The sequence below is a fragment of the Tamlana flava genome, from assembly GCF_041287255.1.
Classification (GTDB): Bacteria; Bacteroidota; Bacteroidia; order Flavobacteriales; family Flavobacteriaceae; genus Tamlana; species Tamlana flava.
Genome location: NZ_JBGGTX010000006.1, coordinates 47,826 through 67,489, shown reverse-complemented (window position 1 = coordinate 67,489; position 19,664 = coordinate 47,826). Strand labels below are relative to the sequence as shown.

The 19,664-nt window shown below is 35.6% G+C and carries 21 protein-coding genes; 11 read left to right on the top strand and 10 right to left on the bottom strand.

From position 1 onward, the window contains the following. The first annotated feature begins 12 nt into the window (after positions 1–12). Complete coding sequence (locus ACB104_RS15380; RefSeq protein ID WP_370480150.1) at positions 13–1,785, top strand: ABC transporter ATP-binding protein; 1,773 nt, start codon at positions 13–15, stop codon at positions 1,783–1,785. A 1-nt stretch (position 1,786) separates the two neighbouring features. Here ACB104_RS15380 and ACB104_RS15375 read toward each other — a convergent pair whose 3' ends face one another. Further along, positions 1,787–2,992 carry a multidrug effflux MFS transporter gene (locus ACB104_RS15375; protein ID WP_370480148.1) on the bottom strand — a complete coding sequence of 402 codons (1,206 nt, stop codon included), beginning with the start codon at positions 2,990–2,992 and terminating at the stop codon, positions 1,787–1,789. 99 nt (positions 2,993–3,091) lie between these two features. Here ACB104_RS15375 and ACB104_RS15370 point away from each other — a divergent pair, with 99 nt between their 5' ends. The 6 genes from ACB104_RS15370 (at position 3,092) to ACB104_RS15345 (ending at position 8,239) form a co-directional block, all read left to right on the top strand. Beyond that, positions 3,092–3,676: a Crp/Fnr family transcriptional regulator gene (locus tag ACB104_RS15370; protein ID WP_370480146.1), complete on the top strand. Its 585-nt coding sequence runs from the start codon at positions 3,092–3,094 to the stop codon at positions 3,674–3,676. A gap of 96 nt (positions 3,677–3,772) precedes the next feature. Next, positions 3,773–4,126, top strand: coding sequence for a SnoaL-like domain-containing protein (locus ACB104_RS15365; RefSeq protein WP_370480144.1), 354 nt, complete (start codon positions 3,773–3,775; stop codon positions 4,124–4,126). A gap of 27 nt (positions 4,127–4,153) precedes the next feature. After that, positions 4,154–4,726: a YceI family protein gene (locus ACB104_RS15360; protein WP_370480142.1), complete on the top strand. Its 573-nt coding sequence runs from the start codon at positions 4,154–4,156 to the stop codon at positions 4,724–4,726. Between the two features lie 128 nt (positions 4,727–4,854). Beyond that, complete coding sequence (locus ACB104_RS15355; RefSeq protein WP_370480141.1) at positions 4,855–5,889, top strand: zinc-binding metallopeptidase family protein; 1,035 nt, start codon at positions 4,855–4,857, stop codon at positions 5,887–5,889. A gap of 14 nt (positions 5,890–5,903) precedes the next feature. Beyond that, positions 5,904–6,548 carry an acyloxyacyl hydrolase gene (locus tag ACB104_RS15350; RefSeq protein ID WP_370480139.1) on the top strand — a complete coding sequence of 215 codons (645 nt, stop codon included), beginning with the start codon at positions 5,904–5,906 and terminating at the stop codon, positions 6,546–6,548. Positions 6,549–6,718: 170 nt separating this feature from the next. Beyond that, positions 6,719–8,239, top strand: coding sequence for a tetratricopeptide repeat protein (locus tag ACB104_RS15345; RefSeq protein WP_370480137.1), 1,521 nt, complete (start codon positions 6,719–6,721; stop codon positions 8,237–8,239). 344 nt (positions 8,240–8,583) lie between these two features. Here the strand turns inward: ACB104_RS15345 and ACB104_RS15340 are convergent, their stop codons facing one another. The 5 genes from ACB104_RS15340 to ACB104_RS15320 form a co-directional block, all read right to left on the bottom strand. Further along, the gene (locus tag ACB104_RS15340) at positions 8,584–10,134 is read right to left on the bottom strand and encodes an acyl-CoA carboxylase subunit beta (RefSeq protein WP_370480136.1); all 1,551 of its coding nucleotides are present in this window, start codon (positions 10,132–10,134) and stop codon (positions 8,584–8,586) included. A gap of 5 nt (positions 10,135–10,139) precedes the next feature. Continuing rightward, a complete protein-coding gene (accC, locus tag ACB104_RS15335) occupies positions 10,140–11,579 on the bottom strand; it encodes an acetyl-CoA carboxylase biotin carboxylase subunit (protein WP_370480134.1) in 1,440 nt (479 codons plus the stop codon). Positions 11,580–11,703: 124 nt separating this feature from the next. Beyond that, entirely contained in the window at positions 11,704–12,195 is a 492-nt protein-coding gene (locus ACB104_RS15330; protein ID WP_370480132.1) for an acyl-CoA carboxylase biotin carboxyl carrier protein subunit, read from the bottom strand. 72 nt (positions 12,196–12,267) lie between these two features. After that, entirely contained in the window at positions 12,268–12,834 is a 567-nt protein-coding gene (locus ACB104_RS15325) for an NUDIX hydrolase (protein ID WP_370480131.1), read from the bottom strand. Between the two features lie 43 nt (positions 12,835–12,877). Continuing rightward, positions 12,878–13,966, bottom strand: coding sequence for a M42 family metallopeptidase (locus ACB104_RS15320; RefSeq protein WP_370480129.1), 1,089 nt, complete (start codon positions 13,964–13,966; stop codon positions 12,878–12,880). Between the two features lie 102 nt (positions 13,967–14,068). Here ACB104_RS15320 and ACB104_RS15315 point away from each other — a divergent pair, with 102 nt between their 5' ends. Genes ACB104_RS15315 through ACB104_RS15305 form a run of 3 tightly spaced genes read left to right on the top strand, consistent with a single transcriptional unit; the run spans position 14,069 to position 15,878 of the window. After that, positions 14,069–14,752 carry a DUF4294 domain-containing protein gene (locus ACB104_RS15315; protein ID WP_370480128.1) on the top strand — a complete coding sequence of 228 codons (684 nt, stop codon included), beginning with the start codon at positions 14,069–14,071 and terminating at the stop codon, positions 14,750–14,752. Beyond that, positions 14,752–15,378, top strand: a complete 627-nt coding sequence (gene trhA / locus ACB104_RS15310; RefSeq protein WP_370480126.1) for a PAQR family membrane homeostasis protein TrhA — start codon at positions 14,752–14,754, stop codon at positions 15,376–15,378. Before ACB104_RS15315 ends, trhA begins: the two co-directional genes overlap by 1 nt. Before the next feature lie 2 nt (positions 15,379–15,380). Further along, the gene (locus ACB104_RS15305; protein WP_370480125.1) at positions 15,381–15,878 is read left to right on the top strand and encodes a GNAT family N-acetyltransferase; all 498 of its coding nucleotides are present in this window, start codon (positions 15,381–15,383) and stop codon (positions 15,876–15,878) included. On the opposite strand, the gene ACB104_RS15300 is transcribed toward ACB104_RS15305, so the two are convergent. The 3 genes from ACB104_RS15300 to ACB104_RS15290 are packed head-to-tail and all read right to left on the bottom strand — an operon-like array spanning position 15,875 to position 17,797. Further along, positions 15,875–16,303 (bottom strand): DUF4268 domain-containing protein, encoded by a 429-nt coding sequence (locus ACB104_RS15300; RefSeq protein WP_370480123.1) that lies wholly within the window; start codon positions 16,301–16,303, stop codon positions 15,875–15,877. The genes ACB104_RS15305 and ACB104_RS15300 overlap by 4 nt on opposite strands. A gap of 30 nt (positions 16,304–16,333) precedes the next feature. Further along, positions 16,334–17,008, bottom strand: coding sequence for a ZIP family metal transporter (locus ACB104_RS15295; protein WP_370480122.1), 675 nt, complete (start codon positions 17,006–17,008; stop codon positions 16,334–16,336). Between the two features lie 57 nt (positions 17,009–17,065). After that, positions 17,066–17,797, bottom strand: a complete 732-nt coding sequence (locus tag ACB104_RS15290) for a class I SAM-dependent methyltransferase (RefSeq protein WP_370480120.1) — start codon at positions 17,795–17,797, stop codon at positions 17,066–17,068. Between the two features lie 244 nt (positions 17,798–18,041). On the opposite strand from ACB104_RS15290, the gene ACB104_RS15285 reads away from it, so the two are divergent. Further along, on the top strand, positions 18,042–19,196 hold the full coding sequence (locus tag ACB104_RS15285) for a THUMP domain-containing class I SAM-dependent RNA methyltransferase (protein ID WP_370480118.1): 1,155 nt from the start codon (positions 18,042–18,044) through the stop codon (positions 19,194–19,196). Between the two features lie 26 nt (positions 19,197–19,222). Here ACB104_RS15285 and ACB104_RS15280 read toward each other — a convergent pair whose 3' ends face one another. Then, the gene (locus ACB104_RS15280; RefSeq protein WP_370480116.1) at positions 19,223–19,606 is read right to left on the bottom strand and encodes a hypothetical protein; all 384 of its coding nucleotides are present in this window, start codon (positions 19,604–19,606) and stop codon (positions 19,223–19,225) included. Between the last annotated feature and the right edge of the window lie 58 nt (positions 19,607–19,664).

The window sequence follows — 19,664 nt, the reverse complement described above, 5'->3', positions numbered from 1 at the left end:
AAAAAATTATAGATGCGACATTTACCAAGATATTCAGAAAACAAAAAAAAGGATAAGGCTAAAGTAACTATGGCGCAAGCGTTCAAGACCATTATTTGGCCAAGACGAAACTTAGTTTTTATTGGATTAATTCTTATTGTTATTAGGAGTTTGGCAGGTTTGGTGCTTCCTTGGCAAAGTAAAGTGTTGTTAGATCGGGTAGTGCCGAGCAAAGACATGACCCAAGTTTATACATTGGTGGCCATTGTTCTATCGGCTATTTTGATACAAGCTGTAACCTCTTTTTCACTGACTCGAATTTTGAGCGTTCAGGCACAATATTTAATCAGCGAATTACGGGCTCAGGTGCAAAAAAAAGTATTGTCTTTACCCATAAGTTTTTTTGACAACACCAAATCCGGTGCTTTGGTTTCACGTATTATGACGGATGTTGAGGGCGTTCGTAACCTTATTGGCACAGGGCTAGTACAACTTGTTGGGGGCTCGTTTACGGCTATTGTTTCGTTAATCATTTTAATCAAGCTTAACCCATGGATGACGCTTTTTGTATTCGTACCGCTTTCCATTTTTGGCTACATTGCCCTTCGTGCTTTTAAATATATTCGGCCAATTTTCCGTACACGAGGAAAAATCAATTCAGAAGTTACGGGCAGGTTAACCGAAACCCTTGCTGGCGTTAGGGTAATAAAGGCCTTTAACGCTGAAGCTCAGGAAAATGAAGTGTTCGAAAAAGGGGTAAATAAACTCTATCAGAACGTAAAAAAAAGCTTAACGGCTACAGCCTTTATGACCAGTTCTTCTACATTTTTAATAGGTGTAGCCACAACCGGAATTATGGGAATTGGTGGGTACTACATGATGCAAAGTGAAATGACAACAGGGGATTTCTTGTTCTTTACGCTGATACTTGGCTTCATGATTGCCCCAATAGTACAAATGAGCAATATTGGAAGCCAGCTTACTGAGGCTTTAGCCGGATTGGATAGAACAGAAGAGTTGATGAATATGGCAGCTGAGGCTGATGATATGGAACGTGACATTGAACTCGATAACTTAAAAGGCGATATTGAATTTGACGATGTATCTTTCGCTTATGAGGAAGGAAAGGAAGTGCTTCACAACATTAGTTTCAATGCTCCTGCAGGTTCTGTAACGGCTTTAGTTGGTAGTTCAGGTTCGGGTAAGTCAACTATTGCGGGATTATCGGCAACGTTTTTAAATCCAAAATCGGGTAAAATCACCATTGACGATAAGGACTTATCAAAAATTAAACTGACCAGCTACAGAAAATATTTGGGCGTGGTTTTGCAGGATGAATTTTTATTTGAGGGTACCATTAAGGAAAACATTATGTTCCCGAGACCGAATGCTTCCGAAAACGAATTGCAATATGCGGTGAAGGCAGCTTACGTAAACGAATTTACGGATAGATTTGAAGATGGCCTGGAAACCTTAATTGGCGAAAGGGGCGTGAAACTTTCTGGGGGGCAACGCCAGCGATTGGCAATTGCCCGAGCTATTTTGGCAAATCCAAAAATTATTATATTGGACGAGGCCACCTCAAATTTAGATACCGAGAGTGAAGCCCTAATTCAAAAAAGTCTAGGTGAGTTGGTCAAGGATAGGACCACAATCGTCATAGCACACCGTTTAAGTACCATCAGAAAAGCAGACCAAATTTTGGTCATCGAAGCAGGGTATATTGTTGAGCGGGGCACCCATGATGTTTTAATAGCCAAAAAAGGAAGGTATTTCGATTTATATACCTATCAAGCTAAAATTTAGGCTATGCGGTTATAAGTTTCGTTTTCCTTTTCATTACAAGGAACACTAAAAGTGCCAGAATACCAAAAACAGAAAAGCCAACAAAAAGAGGTAAAACTGAAGATTTAACAAAACTACCTATATAATTAGCAATTGGTACTGCAAGAACCGTTGATAGGAAACCATTTATAGCTGCACCTATACCGGCAATATGGCCGAGCGGTTGCATAGCTAGGGCTCGTAAATTTCCAAAAAGAAAACCAACTGCAAAAAATTGCAAAGCGAAAAAACTTAATAGGATATAGATGCTAGGGTTATGTCCCGACCAAAATAAAAGTACATATAAAACCGAAATAAACGCATAGGCAGTACAGGCCACAAATGCTATACGTAACATACCGTATTTAACCACCAATCTACTATTTAGAAAAGTAGCTAAGCCAATTGAAATGGCTAAACTGGCAAATATATATGGGAACATGTCAGCCAAATTATATTGTTCCTGAAATATTTGTTGCGATGTGCTCAAATACACCATAAACGATCCGGTTATAAAACCTGAAATTAGCGTAAATGCTATGGCATCAGTACTTTTAAAAAACTCTCTTGTACCATCAATAAATAAGTGAGATGAGAATTTAATTCGTTTTTCTTTGGCAAGCGTTTCAGGTTGTCTTAACCAAAACCATAATATAATCAATACGCCAAAAACCAAATTGAAATGGAAAATGGATTCCCAATTGAAAAAGTTGATTAAGAATTGTCCCAATGTTGGTGCAATTACTGGGACCAATAAGAAAAACATGACGATTATTGAAATGATTTTGGCCATGTAATCGCCACTAAATTCATCCCTGACCATAGATATACTAATTGTTCTTGCAGATGCCAAACCAAAACCTTGCAGGGTTCTGCCCGCAATCATGACTTCAAAACTTTTGGTAGTAACACAAATAATACTTGCTAAGATAAATATCAAAAAACCTACGTAAACAAGGGGCTTTCTTCCAAAACTATCAGATAACGGACCTAAAATCAATTGCCCAAAACCAATACCCAAAAATATCATCGTGATCAAAAATTGATTGTTCTCAGGATTAGTAACACCCAAAGACGCCCCAATTTCTGGCAAGGCTGGTAGCAAAGCATCAATAGATAGCGCAACAATAGACATTAATGAGGCCATTAGGGCCACAAACTCGAATTTAAAATGTTGGGGTTTTTCCATGTTGCAAAAGTAAGGCAATTAATTTCTCCAAAAACCCATTAACCATTTAATAATACAATGTTATTATTGTTAAATTTGATACGTGAAATTTATGTTAAAATGAAGATTCAACCCCTTTTAGATTATATAAATAAGTTTGTTAGCTTAACTGAGGAAGAAGAGACCTTTTTGGCTTCAAAGGTAAGTTACAGAAGGTATTTAAAAGGGCAGTATATTGTTCAACAAGGTGATATTTGCAAACATGAGTGCTTTGTGGTTTCGGGATGTACCAAGATGTTTTATGTAGATGACGACGGCCAAGAACATATCATCATGTTTTCCATTGAAGATTGGTGGACGTCTGACATGGGAAGCTTTATAACACAAACGCCAACAGATTTTAACGTGCAGTGTCTTGAAAACACAGAATTGATTCTGTTCCATTATGATTCCATTGAAGAGCTATATGCCAAAATACCAAAGTTGGAGCGGTTCTTTAGAAAAATAATAGAACGTGCCTTTGTTGCCGCCCAAAAACGAATCATCAGAAATTTTAGCCTTACGGCCAAGGATAGGTATATCTACTTTAAAAACCAATATCCTGAAATAGACCAACGCATTCCACAATATATGATTGCCTCATATTTGGGCATAACTAAGGAATTCCTGAGTAAAATAAAGAGCCAAATCATCCAAGAACAATAAATGTTAAACTAGATTAACATCATTTAATAAACTACTTTATTTCCCAACTTTTACTTCTTTCAGATCTTTGTATCATAATATTTGAAACATATAATTATGAATACATTAATAGAAAAAATTAGTACAGTAAATGATATGATACTTCAAGGTAAAGCTTTGGAGGCTTTTGATGAATTCTATCATGATGACGTGGTGATGCAAGAGAATGATAGCCCCGAATTTATTGGAAAGGAACTGAATAGAAAAAGAGAAGAAGAGTTCTTCAGCTGCATCACAGAATTTAGGGGAGCAAAACCCTTAAAAGTTAGTGTTGGTGAAAATACCACCATGGTAGAATGGCATTTTGACTACACCCATAAAGATTGGGGCGTTAGAAAATATAACCAAGTTGCTGTTCAAGAATGGAAAGACGGAAAAATTATAAAAGAAAAATTTTATTACGGATCATAAATAAATCAAAAACAAAAAAGAATAAACATGAAAAACACAATTAAAAATTTAGCAGTAATAACTTTAGTAGCAGTAACATCATTTTCATTCACAGAAATTGAAAAGAAAGAAGTGAAAATTACTGAAAGTAAAGTGGTATGGAAAGGTTATAAAGTAACTGGTTCTCATGAGGGAACTGTTGAGATTAAATCTGGTTCATTGGCTTTTGAAAATGACAAATTAGTAGGAGGGGAGTTTGTAATAGACATGACGACTATTGGTTCAACTGATTTAGAAGGTGAATACAAAGGAAAATTAGATGGTCATTTGAAATCTGATGATTTTTTTGGTGTAGCAAATCACCCAACAGCTAGTTTAGTTTTTAAATCAGTGACTGCCTCTGGAAAAAACGCTTATGATGTAACTGGTGATTTAACCATTAAAGGGATTAAACACCCCGTATCATTTAAAATTTCAATTTATGGTAGTAAAGCAACTGCTTCACTTAAAGTTGATAGAAGTAACTACGACGTGCGTTATGGTTCGCCAAGCTTTTTCAATGATTTAAAAGACAAAGCCATTTACGACGAATTTGACTTAGTAGCAGATTTACAGTTTTAGTAATAAAGATATTGCCCGAAAAAGAAAAATGTAAGAACAGTAATAGCAAATTAAGCACTCAGCGATGAGTGCTTTTTTTATGCTATAAATTAATCAAAACCTACCTTAAAGATTTATCTTTGAACCTTATGAAGATTTTTAAGTGTCCAAATTGTGCTTCCACTATTTTTTTCGAAAATTCTCGATGCGTTAACTGTGGTAATGTATTGGGCTATGAAGCGGTTTCTGACGGATTTATAATCCCCAATAGTTACAATTCGTATTACAACAATAACTTTAAGTTTTGCGACAACCATAAATATGGCATTTGCAATTGGCTAATTGAGGATGATGGTAACCACATATTTTGCAAAGCTTGCGAACTTAACAGAAAAGTACCAGCTGAATCGGACACTGAAAATTTTCAAAAATGGAAAAAACTTGAAGTAGCCAAACATAGGTTGGTATATCAACTTTTAAAATTGAATCTTCCTTTAGAGTCGAAAATTAAAAATAACCAAGGCATTGCGTTCGATTTTCTTTCAGAAAATAATAGTGACAATATGGTAACAGGTCATGCTGGCGGGGTAATAACCATTTTGCTTTCAGAAGCAGATTCCGTTCATCGAGAACAGATAAGAATGCAAATGGATGAGCCTTACAGAACATTGCTGGGACATTTTAGGCACGAAATGGGTCATTATTATTGGGGCTTCTTTTTTGATTACAGTGACAATATTTTCAATTTTAGAAACCTTTTTGGTGATGAAAGGCAAGATTACAACCAAGCAATTAATCATTATTATTGCTATGGTGCTCCCCTAAATTGGAACCTTAATTTTATTAGTAAGTATGCCACATCGCACCCTTGGGAAGATTGGGCTGAAACTTGGGCACACTACCTTCATATTATGGACACCTTGGAAACCGGTAATGCCATTGGTATTTCATTTTCATCCAATCAAACACAAAATCAGGAAATACATGTAACGCGTTGCTCTAACCCATACCTAACCGGAGATTTTAAAACTATTTTTGAAACCAGTATTGCATTAACATCTGCGGTAAACAGCCTAAATCGCTCCATGGGTTTGCCAGATATTTATCCATTTGTAGTGCCCGAACCTGTTTTTCAAAAATTGAGTTTTATTCATAATTTATTCAACCAACATTTATATAGTTAACCTATTTATTTTAAATGAGAAAGAATATTTTCTTTATTGTATTTTCTGCATCAACGTTGTTTGTCAATAATTTTTCCGCTTACTCTCAAATAAAAAAGGAAAACCTGAAGCTAGGTTTAAGCTATGGCACGGGTTCTCAAAATAAATGGCCATTTAATTTAAAGGATTATACGCGCGAGGTCGATTTTTATAAACTATTGTTTAACTATAGTATTTCTAAAAAGAGAAAATGGGCCTATGAAATTACTATTGAACCGAGTTACAATATTGCCGAGCACCAACTTTTGAACAAATGGTTTGTTAAGGAAACAGATTATGAGGACTATTTAGAAAAACGAGAGTTATACACCCAAAAAAGATCCATTAGGGAATATGTGCTTAATCTTGGTTTTATTTTACGATACAATATTTATGGGGATTTAAGCACGTATGCCATTGCAGGTGTTGGGCCAATGATATCGGACAAGGCAACTGAACGACTTGCCAAAGGTTATGCTTTTTCAGATGTGTTTGGTTTAGGCCTTTCTTATGAGATAAAGCCTTTTCAGCTGGATTTTAGATATTCTGTACGGCATATCTCCAATTTAGAAATGAGACCTCCTAACAGTGGGCATAATACCACAAATATAGAATTTTCAGTATTAATTAGTCTTTGGTAATTAAGTAGTATACATCTGCTTTATTGTTTTATTTGTAAACTTTTTACTTCTTCTGTTAATTATTTGTATATTTTGAATGTTAATCAATTAAATTCTATTGACCCTCAACAATGTTTAGGTACGTCCTCTCTCTCAAAATAGGTTGTGTTTTTATTCTATTTTTTAATTTGATGGCTTTGGGCCAAGCAAATGAAAATTACTACCGCTTTATTGATTCAGCCGATATACACATAGACCATAACACACAAAAAGCCTTATCATTTTTAGATTCTATTCCTAAACCTTTAGAAAAGAATATTGAAGGAAGACTATCTGAATATTATTCCATTAAAACATTGATACATGATGAATATAGCGAGTATTCTAAAATGCAACAAAGCATTATTTTTACCTTAAAATATGCTGACAAAGAAGAGAACTACCAGATTGCCGGAAACGCTTGCCTAAACTTGTTTAGCAATTTATATTTTGTTTCAAAGGACACTACTGCCTATAATTATTTAGATAAGGCAATTGAATATTATGAAAAATGTAACTATGCCAATGGACTTTTGGAAGTGCAACAAATGAGGGCATATGCCGAGTTTTTAGACCACGATTACCTGTCATGCATAAACTTGCTTTTAGGTAACCTTGATAAATTTGCAAAAGTAGAGGATAACCAATACTTCAATTTGTTTGCCAATTACCTTTTGAGTTCCAGTTATTTTAGGCTAGGCAAATATGAGAAGGCACACATTTACTTTAATAAACTTGAAGCCTTGCAAAATGCGCCGGGCGTAACAGATTACAACTATTATTCATTCGTATCTACCTTAAAAATGCAATTGGCCAAATTGCATTTTAAGTCAAATGCGTTGGATTCAACATTATACTATCTTAAGGCATCTAAAAAGTTTGCGTCCTACATGCCAGAGAATATATTAAAAGACTACTACCGATTGTATGCCGATATTTACAAGGCATCAGGAGATATTAAAAATTCAAAGGCTTACATAGATACACTAATGGAAATTGACAAAAAAAGCTATAAGAGTAATGTTGAAGCCAGTATATTGATAAATGATTCATTATTAAAAGCGGAAACTGAATTGGCCGAAACAAAGCAAAACAATATGTTAAGTATAGGGTTGATAATAATTTTTTCTGGTGTTTTGGTTGTTTTGAGTCTGTTGTATTTTTCTTTTTATAAAAACCAAATAGTGAAAATTGTTGAACAAGGCAAAGAGTCGAGCAACTTTTCTTATTTAAAAACCAATAATGAAAAGTTAGCGGTTAAAGTCCATGGACTTGAAGAATATATCAAAAACTTGAAGAGTGAGATTAGGGAAATTTCGTCTACAAAAAACACTGAAACCCAAAAAGAAAGAATAAAGTCACTTTACAAAAATTTGCATATTGATTCTTCCACTTTACTAAACAAATCTGAAAATCATTTAGAGTTAGTAAACGACCTTAATATTGAATTCTTCAAACAAATTGAAGAGCGTTATCCAAGTTTAAATAAATCAGAGGTCATTATTTGTTACTACTTGTTTATGGGATTTAGCAACAAAGAAATTGCAGTGTTTTTAAATGTATCAGTCAGGTCGGTAGAAAGTAAGCGCTATAGAATTTCAAAGAAAATTGATTTCAATAAAGATGAAACTACTTTGGTAAATCATCTTCAAGAAACATTTGGCAATATTTAAGCGCAAAACTAAATTTCTTTTTGTTTTTTAACGATTAGATAACTCGTTGATGTAAAAACAATTACCAAAGTGCGTAGTAGATGCGTAGTTGATTATTGCGGAAAATCACCCTTGTTTATGATATTTGTTATATGCTATTATCAACAATTGGTTGTGTTAAGCTCTTGTGATGTTTAAGCTGATATTGTTTTGATGACTGCGTTGGTTGTAATCAAAGTAATAATCTATCACAAAAGAACTGACAGGATTAATTGATAAACAATCCGCTATTAATACGTAATAGTTCGATTAAAGGGTAAAAAAGGAGTCTTATTCAGACTCCTTTTTATTTTGGTGTTTTTAAGTTAAAGAGGAATATTGCCATGCTTCCTTTTTGGACTATTTACTTTCTTATTTTCTAAAGTTGAAAATGCCTTTATTAATTTTCTTCTGGTGTTTTTTGGAATGATAACTTCATCTATAAATCCGCGCCTTGCAGCTCTATAGGGATTGGCAAATTTTGCTGCATATTCTGCTTCTTTTTCAGCTAATTTTTCAGTTGGGTTATCAGAAACTGCAATTTCTTTTCTAAAAATAATTTCACTTGCACCTTTGGCTCCCATAACCGCTATTTCTGCACCTGGCCAAGCAAAGTTGTAATCGGCTCCAATATGTTTGGAGTTCATTACATCATAAGCGCCACCATAGGCCTTTCTCGTTATTACCGTAATCCTTGGCACGGTGGCCTCACTCAAGGCATACAACAATTTTGCGCCATGCACGATGATGCCGTTCCATTCTTGATCCGTTCCAGGTAAAAATCCTGGAACATCAACCAGCACCAAAAGAGGAATATTAAAGCAATCGCAAAACCGTGTAAAGCGTGCAGCCTTTCTGGAACTGTTAACGCCCAATACACCCGCAAAAGCCATAGGCTGATTGGCAATTACGCCAATGCTTTGGCCTCCTAATCGTGCAAATCCAACAATAATACTGCCGGCAAAATCTTTATGTATTTCATAGAACGAATCGTGATCAATAATACCTTTGATTACATCGTGCATATCGTATGGTTTGTTGGGATTGTCAGGAACAATATCGGATAAAACATTCCTAACTTCATCCTGTAAATCTATTTTTAGCTTTTTTGGTTTTTCGGTGTTGTTTTGCGGTAAATAGCTCAGTAGTTTTTTTACATCATCCAAGCAAGCCACATCATTGATTGATGTTTTATGCGCTACTCCGGACTTTGTGGCATGTGTTGAGGCTCCACCTAATTCCTCACTCGTAACTTCCTCATTGGTAACCGTTTTTACAACGTTAGGGCCTGTAACAAACATATAGCTCGTATGTTCAACCATTATGGTAAAATCGGTCATTGCTGGAGAATACACCGCGCCACCAGCACATGGACCCATGATTGCCGAAATTTGAGGTATGACTCCAGAGGCTTGCACGTTTCTGTAAAAAATATCAGCATATCCGCCAAGGGAGCGCACGCCTTCCTGGATTCTTGCGCCACCAGAATCGTTGAGGCCTACAATGGGTGCGCCTACCTTAACAGCCAAATCCATGATTTTGCAAATTTTTTCGGCATGTGTTTCAGAAAGTGAACCGCCAAAAACCGTAAAATCTTGAGCATAAACATATACCAATCTGTTGTTGATTGTGCCGTAACCAGTAACTACGCCATCCCCAAAAAATATTTGGTCTTCCATACCAAAATCTGTTGTTCGATGCGTTACCAAAGCGCCTATCTCCTCAAAGGACCCTTCGTCCAAAAGGTATTCAATGCGTTCTCGTGCCGTAAGCTTTTTGTTGGCATGTTGCTTGTTTATACGTTTTTGCCCTCCGCCCAATTTGGCAAGTGCAATACGCTCATTCAATTTATTTATTTTTTCCTGTTTTGAATCCATATCTGTTAATAGGGTAAGCGCAAAAGTTTTTGATCTGTTAAATATTGCTTTACAGCTATGAGCGCGGCAATCTTTGCTTCGTTTTGTATCTCTGATTTTAAAGTCTCTGGTGTATAGAAATTCTTAACAAAATGCGTATCGAAATTTCCTGAGCGGAATGCTTCATGTTCACAAACATATTTACCGAATGGGAGCGTGGTTTCAACTCCTTCTACTACGTAATTATTAATGGCTTCTATCATAAGTTGAATAGCCTCTTCACGTGTTTTTCCATAGGTGATTAATTTTGAAAGCATGGGGTCGTAATAAATAGGGATATCCATGCCTTGTTCAAAACCATTATCCACCCTAATATTGGGGCCAATTGGTATTTTGTATATGTTTAAGTTTCCAACACTAGGTAGAAAATCATTCAAAGGGTCTTCCGCGTAAACACGAAGTTCCAGAGCGTGACCGCTTATTTTTAAATCTTCTTGTTTTATGCTTAATGATTCTCCGCGCGCTACTTTTATTTGTAATTCTACCAAATCCACACCCGAAATAAGTTCGGTAACAGGATGTTCTACCTGCAGTCGTGTGTTCATTTCCAAAAAATAGAAATTATGGTCGGCGTCCAACAAAAACTCCACAGTTCCTGCTCCTAAATAATCACAAGATTTAGCGACTTTTATAGCCGCTTCTCCCATTTTTGCCCTAAGTTCTGGACTTAAAATAGAAGAAGGTGCTTCTTCAACTACTTTTTGGTGACGCCTCTGAATACTGCATTCACGTTCAAAAAAATGGAGAACATTACCGTGGCTGTCTGCCATAACCTGAATTTCGATATGTCGTGGCGAGGCCACGTATTTTTCGATAAAAACGGATCCATCGCCAAATGCAGAAGTGGCTTCACTTATGGCACGGTTCATTTGAGATTCTAAATCTTTTTCTCTTTCAACAATGCGCATACCTTTTCCGCCACCACCCGCAGATGCTTTAATAAGAATGGGAAAACCAATTTCCAAGGCAATGGATTTTGCTTTGTTCACATCGGTTATAGCTTCATCAATTCCAGGAACCATGGGGATGTTGTACTTTTTAACTGCTTCTTTGGCAGCCAATTTACTTCCCATAATTTTTATGGCTTTGGAGCGCGGACCAATAAAAATGATTTTATTAGTTTCGCATAATTCAGCAAAAGCAGCATTTTCACTCAAAAAGCCGTAGCCTGGATGGATAGCATCAGCGCCTAGATTTTTAGCTACTTCAATAATTTTATTCCCCCTCAAATAAGATTGATTAGAAGGTGGTTCACCAATACAAACAGCTTCATCAGCAAATTTAACATGCGGTGCATTTCTATCAATAGTAGAAAAAACAGCAATGGTTTCTAGGCCCATTTTTTTTGCCGTTTTCATCACACGAATAGCAATTTCACCACGGTTTGCAACTAATATTTTTTTCATTCCCATATTAACCTTCCCAAAGGGAAGATTTTTTAAATTTTATTTGTTTAAATCTTTTCAAGAACATGTGGTTCGGTAATTTAATTATATTAGTGGATAACGTTCACGGTCTGAAAAATGTCCATTATGGGCTTTCAAATTCAATTAACAATTGATTTTTCTCAACAGCATCACCTTTTTTTGCGGAAATGGATTTAATCAAACCATCTCTTGGCGATAAAATACTGTTTTCCATTTTCATGGCTTCAAGAATAAATAGTGAATCGTTCTCTTTTACTTCCTGGCCAACTGCAACATGCATTTCTAGAATTAAGCCAGGCATTGGCGCTTTTATGGAATCTACTAGTTTTGAAGATTTAGTGCCTAACCCCATTTTCTTAATCAATAAATCCAAGTTGTCCATAATATTCACCATGTAGGTATTATTATTGATCTTTATGTGATATGATTTATTGTTGAAATTAGAAGCAACGATTTCCGCTTTGTACGATTTACTCTCTTGAAGTATATGAAAGTTGTTTTTTGAAACTTGAAGTGCATCTAGATTTGAAATCTGGTCTCCAGAAATGTCAAAATCAAAAGAACTGTTGACTTTCACCTTAAATTTTTCACTCATTTACAAAACTATTGGTAGAAGTAAATATAGGAATTTTAAACAGCATTTTCAATTATTCCATACCAATGCTGACTAACTTTTGGATAGATGAAAACTATTTTGAATTTCTTGTAATACAAACTCATAATAAGATTTGTTAGAAGGCACAAAATGATTGTTGTTGTTGCCGATTGTGTCAATAAGTGTTTGAAATTGATGAAGCGTAACCAATTTTAAAGCCTCAACTTCTTCTTCTTGTGGCACTAATTCGGAAACCGAAACGTTTAATTCGGCGATAAATGTATTGTGAAATTCATTGTCTTGAATGCCATTATCATAACTTTGAAAGCACTCAAAAACGCCAATTTTTTTCAAATCTGTTTTAGAAAGCTTTAAGCTAATTTCTTCGCTGGTTTCTCTTAATACAGCTTGTTTTGCTGTTTCACCAGCATCAATATGCCCAGCAACCGAAACATCCCACATTAATGGGCAAATGGCCTTTTTTGCTGAACGTTGGGATAGTAGAATTTCACCTTTTTTGGTGTAGAGCCAAAGATGTGCAGTATGGTGATAGAGACCTTTTTGATGGATAACGGATTTCAATTCTGAAACTCCAATTGGGTTACCGTTTCTATCTACTACGTCTATATATTCGTCCATATTTTAATTTAAAAAAAGATTCCCGACAAGCGGGAATCAATATTTAATCGAAATAACTAAAAGACTCGCCGTCTTTAATATTTAATAATGTTTCATAAATCAGTTTAATGACGTTTTCAACATCATCTTTATGAACCATTTCCACTGTGGTATGCATATAACGCAAGGGCAGGGAAATTAATGCTGAAGCTACGCCACCGTTGCTGTAGGCAAAAGCATCCGTATCTGTTCCTGTGGCCCTTGATAATGCAGAACGTTGGAAAGGTATTTTTTTGCTTTCAGCCGTATCTGTAATTAAATCACGTAATTTTTGTTGTACAGCAGGAGCATAGGCTACAACTGGACCTTTACCAATTTCTAAATGACCTTCTTTTTTCTGCTCTATCATTGGCGTTGTGGTATCATGCGTTACATCGGTAACTATGGCCACGTTGGGTTTTATGGTTTGGGTAATCATTTCGGCACCACGCAATCCAATTTCCTCTTGTACGGAGTTAGTAATGTAAAGTCCGAATGGCAATGATTTTTTGTTCTCTTTCAATAATCTGGCTACTTCGGCAATCATAAAACCACCCATACGGTTGTCTAGTGCACGACAAACAAATTTATCGCCATTTAAAATGTGGAATTCATCCGGATAAGTTATCACACAGCCCACGTGAACCCCCATTTTTTCAACTTCGGCTTTATCCTTTGCACCAATATCAATGGTAATGTTTTCTGGTTTCGGAGCTTCTTCTTTTGCTCTATCTCTTGTGTGGATTGCCGGCCAACCAAAAACACCTTTAACTATACCTTTTTTGGTATGGATATTTACAACCTTACTCGGAGCTATTTGATGGTCGCTACCACCATTTCTAATCACATAGATCAACCCATTGTCTGAGATATAATTGACGTACCATGAAATTTCATCGGCATGCCCCTCAATTACCACTTTGTATTTTGCTTTTGAGTTTATTACGCCAACAGCAGTGCCATAAGTATCTGTAATAAATTCATCTACATAAGGTTTTAGGTAATCCATCCATAAATTTTGCCCCGTCCACTCATATCCTGTTGGGGCCGCATTGTTTAAATATTTTTCTAAAAAGTCCATCGACTTTTTATTCAGAATGCTCTTCTTCGCCATGTGTAAAAGTTTTGCACTAAAATAATAATATCTATAGAAAAAAATGTTTTAAACCTTGTAAATTCTTAATTTTGGCATGCTATATGCTCCAATGTTTTATAGATGAACTATTTAAGATTTATAATCCTTCTTTTTCCTGTATTGCTGTATGCCCAAGTGAATGATTTTGAGCAGGATTCTACTGATGTGGAGTATCTTATTATTGAAGGTGATTCGGTACCAAGAACGGCCATTAATTTGGATGAAGTGATGCTGTTGCATAAATTAAAATTCAATAGCAAGGAAGATAGAATTAGATACTTAATTCTAAGAAGAAAAACCATAAAGGTATATCCGTATGCAAAACTGGCTGCGGAACGATTGGATTCCATGAACCAGCGCATGGCCAAACTAACCAGAAACAGAGATAAAAAACGCTACACCAAACAGGTACAGAAATATATTGAGGGTGAGTTTTCTGAAGAACTCAAAAAAATGACCCGAACTGAAGGGCAAATATTGGTAAAATTGATACACCGACAAACGGGAACAACGGCATTTGACTTGGTTAAGGAGCTCCGCAGCGGTTGGCGAGCCTTTTGGTACAATACTACGGCCAGTATGTTTGATATTTCATTGAAACGGGAGTTCGACCCCATGAATGAAAAAGAAGATTACTTAATCGAGGATATTTTACAGCGTAATTTTCAAAGTGGTAGGCTGGAAGAGCAAAAACCTGCCATAGAATTTGATTTTTACGAATTGACCAATAAATGGGTTTATTCTGAAAATCCAAACCCAAATTAATGCGGAATCAATCGGCACTTGAAGAAAAACTCAACACTTTATCGCATGCCTTTGGCGCCTTGTTTGGTATTGTAGCCCTTATTCTTTTAATTATTGGTGATACGCATAAAACGGATTGGAGTTTGTTTAGTGTTATTGTTTACGGTATTTCAATAATTGTGCTTTTTACTGCCTCCACGTTTTACCATGCCGTAAAAGGGGAGAACCGCAAACATATTTTTAGGGTCATTGACCATATTAGCATTTACCTTTTGATTGCTGGAACATATACGCCCGTTTTGCTTATTTCGCTGGAAGTGAGTAATGGTTGGCTTCTGTTTTATATTGTTTGGGGTATTGCCGCTTTTGGAGTCATTTTAAAATTGTTTTTCACAGGAAGATTTGAGGTTTTTTCAACGCTTCTGTATTTGATTATGGGGTGGCTCATTGTATTTGATTTTTCAAACCTTTCCAATGCATTAGGTGCCAATGGGATTTTATTATTGTTTGCCGGCGGTTTGGCGTACACGGTTGGCATTGTTTTTTATGCTATTCACAAAATACCTTATAACCATGTTATTTGGCATCTATTTGTTTTAGCGGGTGCAATATTCCACTTTTTTATGATTTACCTGTTTGTGATTTAATTATGATCGAAATACGCCAAGCCAAAACAAAAAAGGATTATTTGCTCATTAAGCAATTGGCGGATGCCATTTGGCGCGAACATTACATTCCGATTATTGGTAAACCCCAAGTTGATTACATGCTAGAAAAATTCCAATCGGCTGTAGCTGTTGAAAATCAAGTATTGGACGGATTTGAATATTTTTTATTGTATTTCGACGAGACTCCTGTGGGCTACATTTCTATAAAAGCTGAAGAGACTGAACTGTTTTTGAGCAAAATCTATATTTTATATGATTTTAGAGGAAAAAAAATAGGCAAAACAGCTATGAATTTTGTTGAAGAAAAAGCCAAAGATTATGGTTTAAAAATTATTAGGTTGACCGTCAACAAAAACAATTCAAAAACCATTAAAGCTTATGAGAAACTGGATTTTATTAAAGATGGAGCAATAGTCATAGATATTGGCAATGGTTTTGTAATGGATGATTTTGTGATGGTAAAAGAGGTTGTATATTAACCCTCAATAATATCTTTATATTCTTCAAAGAAAGCTTCGAATAGGCCCATCTTTTCATTGAAAAATTCCATGACAATTTGCCAAGAGTTTTTGTTGTGAATGGAAACCTTTTGTTCTAATAGCACATAAATCCTTGAAATTTCCTTTTTGTTGTCCAAATAATATTCTTCTTCAAAAATGGCCTCAGGAAGATAATCATCAAGCAAAATAGATTTTAAAGCCAGCAGTTTTTCCCAATATTTAATTCGATTTTCCAAGTCATCTTCCAAATCTATAGCCACTAAAGCTGTTTTGGTGTCAAAATGAAATTTAAAACTGAAACCCTTCAGTTTAGTATCGTACAAAATCCATTTGCGTGGAAATGATTTTCCAAAACTGGTCCAGAACTCTTGTCGTAATATGCACGATTCTTCTTTGCTAAACACTGATTATATAAAAGTTGACGACCTTGGCAATTATATCAAATAAGCAATGCCAACCCCTAAAATAATGGATATAAACTTAGATAGATTAAACTTGTGACCTTCACCACTTTCAAATAAAATGGTGGTAGAAATATGAAAAAATATACCAATAACTACGGCATTTATAGCATGACCGTAATGGCCAATCATGACCGATTCATGCGAAATAAAGGTTCCCAAAGGCGTCATTAATGCAAATACAATTAAAAAACTGGCCATTTGTAATTTGCTGTAATTGGATTGCATCAAGAATAAAGTAATAATCAATGCTATGGGAATTTTATGCACCAAAACCCCGTAAACCATATCGTTATGGTCGTGAATGGAAAAGCCTTCCAATAAACTATGGATGCACAAACTAATGAACAATAACCAAGGAAACTTGGTATCATGCTTGTGTATATGAACATGGCCGTGTTCTGCACCTTTTGAAAACAGCTCTAAAACAATTTGGAGCAAAATACCGCACATAATAAGCAGTCCGGTTTGTTTTGTTTTTAAATGGCTGTAAACCTCAGGAAGCAATTCAAAAAGCGTTAAAGCCAATAAAAATGCCCCACTAAAAGAGAGTAGGAGCTTGGTGTTCCAAGATTTGTGTTTTTTGGTCCAAAAGGCCAAGACAAAACCTAAAACAACGGCAAGAATGGGAAATAAAAATTTGTTCATTTATTGATAAAATAACCCATAAAATTGGGTTTAATTAAATGTTGATTATCGACCGACTTATTTAAAAATCATAACTAAACGCTCGGAGGTTTTCGGACTAAATTTACGCAATTTGTGGTCGCCAAAAACATCCAATAAATATACATCAGCTTGTTCAAAAAGTTCCTCAAAATCCTTTAAAGTAAACGCCCGTACACGCTCCTGAAAATAATAATCTTTATCATCATCAGAAAACCTTATGTCTTTGATGATGTATGCGCCTTCTACATAGCGTTTTATGTTAAATTCAATATCATCAACGGTTTTTACTTCCTCTGGCACCAAAGTGTCAATCACAAATTCACTGTTCATAAAATCAATCACCGCAAAACCATTGTCATTTAAGCTAGCTTTAATCGCTTTAATGGTATTCAAATTATCGGCATCGTCTTCAAAATACCCAAAACTGGTAAATAAATTAAAAACGGCATCAAACTGTTTGCGGTAGGGTTTGCACATATCATGCACCTCAAAATGCAGTCGGTGGTTTTCAAACTTTTTCGCAAAATTAATACTGTTTTCACTCAAATCCACACCTGTTACGTCATAGCCCATTTTGTTCAAATATCGAGCGTGACGTCCTCTTCCACAGGCCAAATCCAGAATGGTGCCATGTTCCGGAACATTCAAATAATCCGTTAAGGTATCCATAAAGGCATGCGCTTCAGATTCATCCCTTTCCTTATATAAAATGTGGTAAAATGGTGTATCAAACCAAGAAGTAAACCAAGTTGTAGTATGCTTTGTCATAGATGTTTTTGGAGGTTCCCACGCTTGGGCGTGGTCAGGCTTTCACTACTCGTTTTTTTGTTTTGACAACCTTTCTGCTTGCCATGCAGCGTGGTTTCAATAAAATATATTTTATCTCAACCAATGCTCAAGGAGACAAAACATAAAGAACTCAAACAAATCGTTCAATCCTTAACCTAAATATCAATATACTTAATGTATGCCGTAAAATTACATTATTTTTGCAATCTATTGGAGCGATTTTATGGAAGAAAATTTTAATATGGTGGCCAAAACCTTATTTGGCTTTGAAGATTTATTGGCAAACGAACTCACGCAACTCGGCGCGCAAAAGGTAACCAAGGGTGTACGCAATGTTTCCTTTGTGGGGGATAAAGGATTTATGTATAAGGCCAATTTGGGCTTGCGTACGGCCATCAAGATTTTGAAGCCCATACATGGTTTTAATGTGAACAACGAAAAAGACCTGTACAATAAGATATATGCTATGGATTGGAGTAATTACCTGAAGCCCTCAGGTTCTTTGGCTATAGATGCTACCATTCACTCCGATTTGTTTTCTCATTCGTTGTTTATTGCCCAAAAAACCAAGGACGCCATTGTAGATAAGTTTCGCGATACCACAGGGCAACGCCCCGATGTGGATTTAAAATTCCCCGATGTGAAAATCAATGTGCATATTGATAGGCGACATTGTACCATTTCTTTAGATTCTTCGGGTGATTCCTTGCATAAACGTGGGTATAAAATGGCTACCAATATTGCACCCATAAACGAAGTATTGGCAGCAGGTATGATTATGGTTTCGGGTTGGGATGGTCAATGCGATTTTATGGATCCCATGTGTGGTTCGGGTACCATTCTTATTGAGGCAGCCATGATAGCCTGCAACATACCGCCAAACCTAATGCGTAAGGAATTTGCTTTTGAACGCTGGCCAGATTGGGATGTGGATTTGTTTGAGAAAATTGAAGAATCACTGCTTAAAAAAACACGCGATTTTCATTATAAAATTATAGGCTACGATAAAGCCCCGAGTGCCGTGTTTAAGGCCAAGGACAATGTTAAAAATGCCCAATTGGAGGATTTTATAGAAGTAAAGCACGAGGACTTCTTTAAAACCCAAAAAGCAGGTGAAGCGAAGTTGCATATGGTATTTAACCCACCTTACGGAGAGCGTTTAAACATTGACATGGAACAGTTTTACAAAAATATTGGCGATACCCTAAAGCAAAACTACCCCGGTACTGATGCCTGGTTTATTACTAGCAATTTGGATGCTTTAAAACATGTTGGTTTACGCCCCTCAAGAAAAATACCTTTGTACAATGCCAAATTGGAGTCGCGGTTGGTTAAGTACGTGATTTATGAAGGGAGTAAGAAAGCTAAGTTTAATTAGCTTTTATCTTTAAGTATTAATGTTATTTATCCTTGCCAGATTTTATATTCAATCACAATTCCTTCCAATATTTTAAAAGTTATAGAACCAGTATTTATTCCATGTCCTGTCATTCCTAAATAATAACTAATTTCATTCTTATTCTCTCTTGATGGTTTGCCTAATAACATTTTTAAATCCGATGCTTTTTTCCCGATAAGATTATAATTATTAGTTAAATCATGAGTCATATTCCATCGAACCTTCATACTAGATTCAGCTTCTTTCCACTCAATCCAAGTTTGACTATCGAAATCATTCCGATTAAAATAATCCGAAATTGTTGGTGAGAATACTAAAAAGGTTATGAATAACACATAAACTGTTATTAATGCACAAATAAGAATTAATATTCTTTTCAGCCAGGTCATCTATTAATTACATTTAACTTTAATTATATGACGTCGTTTAAGTTATTTATATCAGACA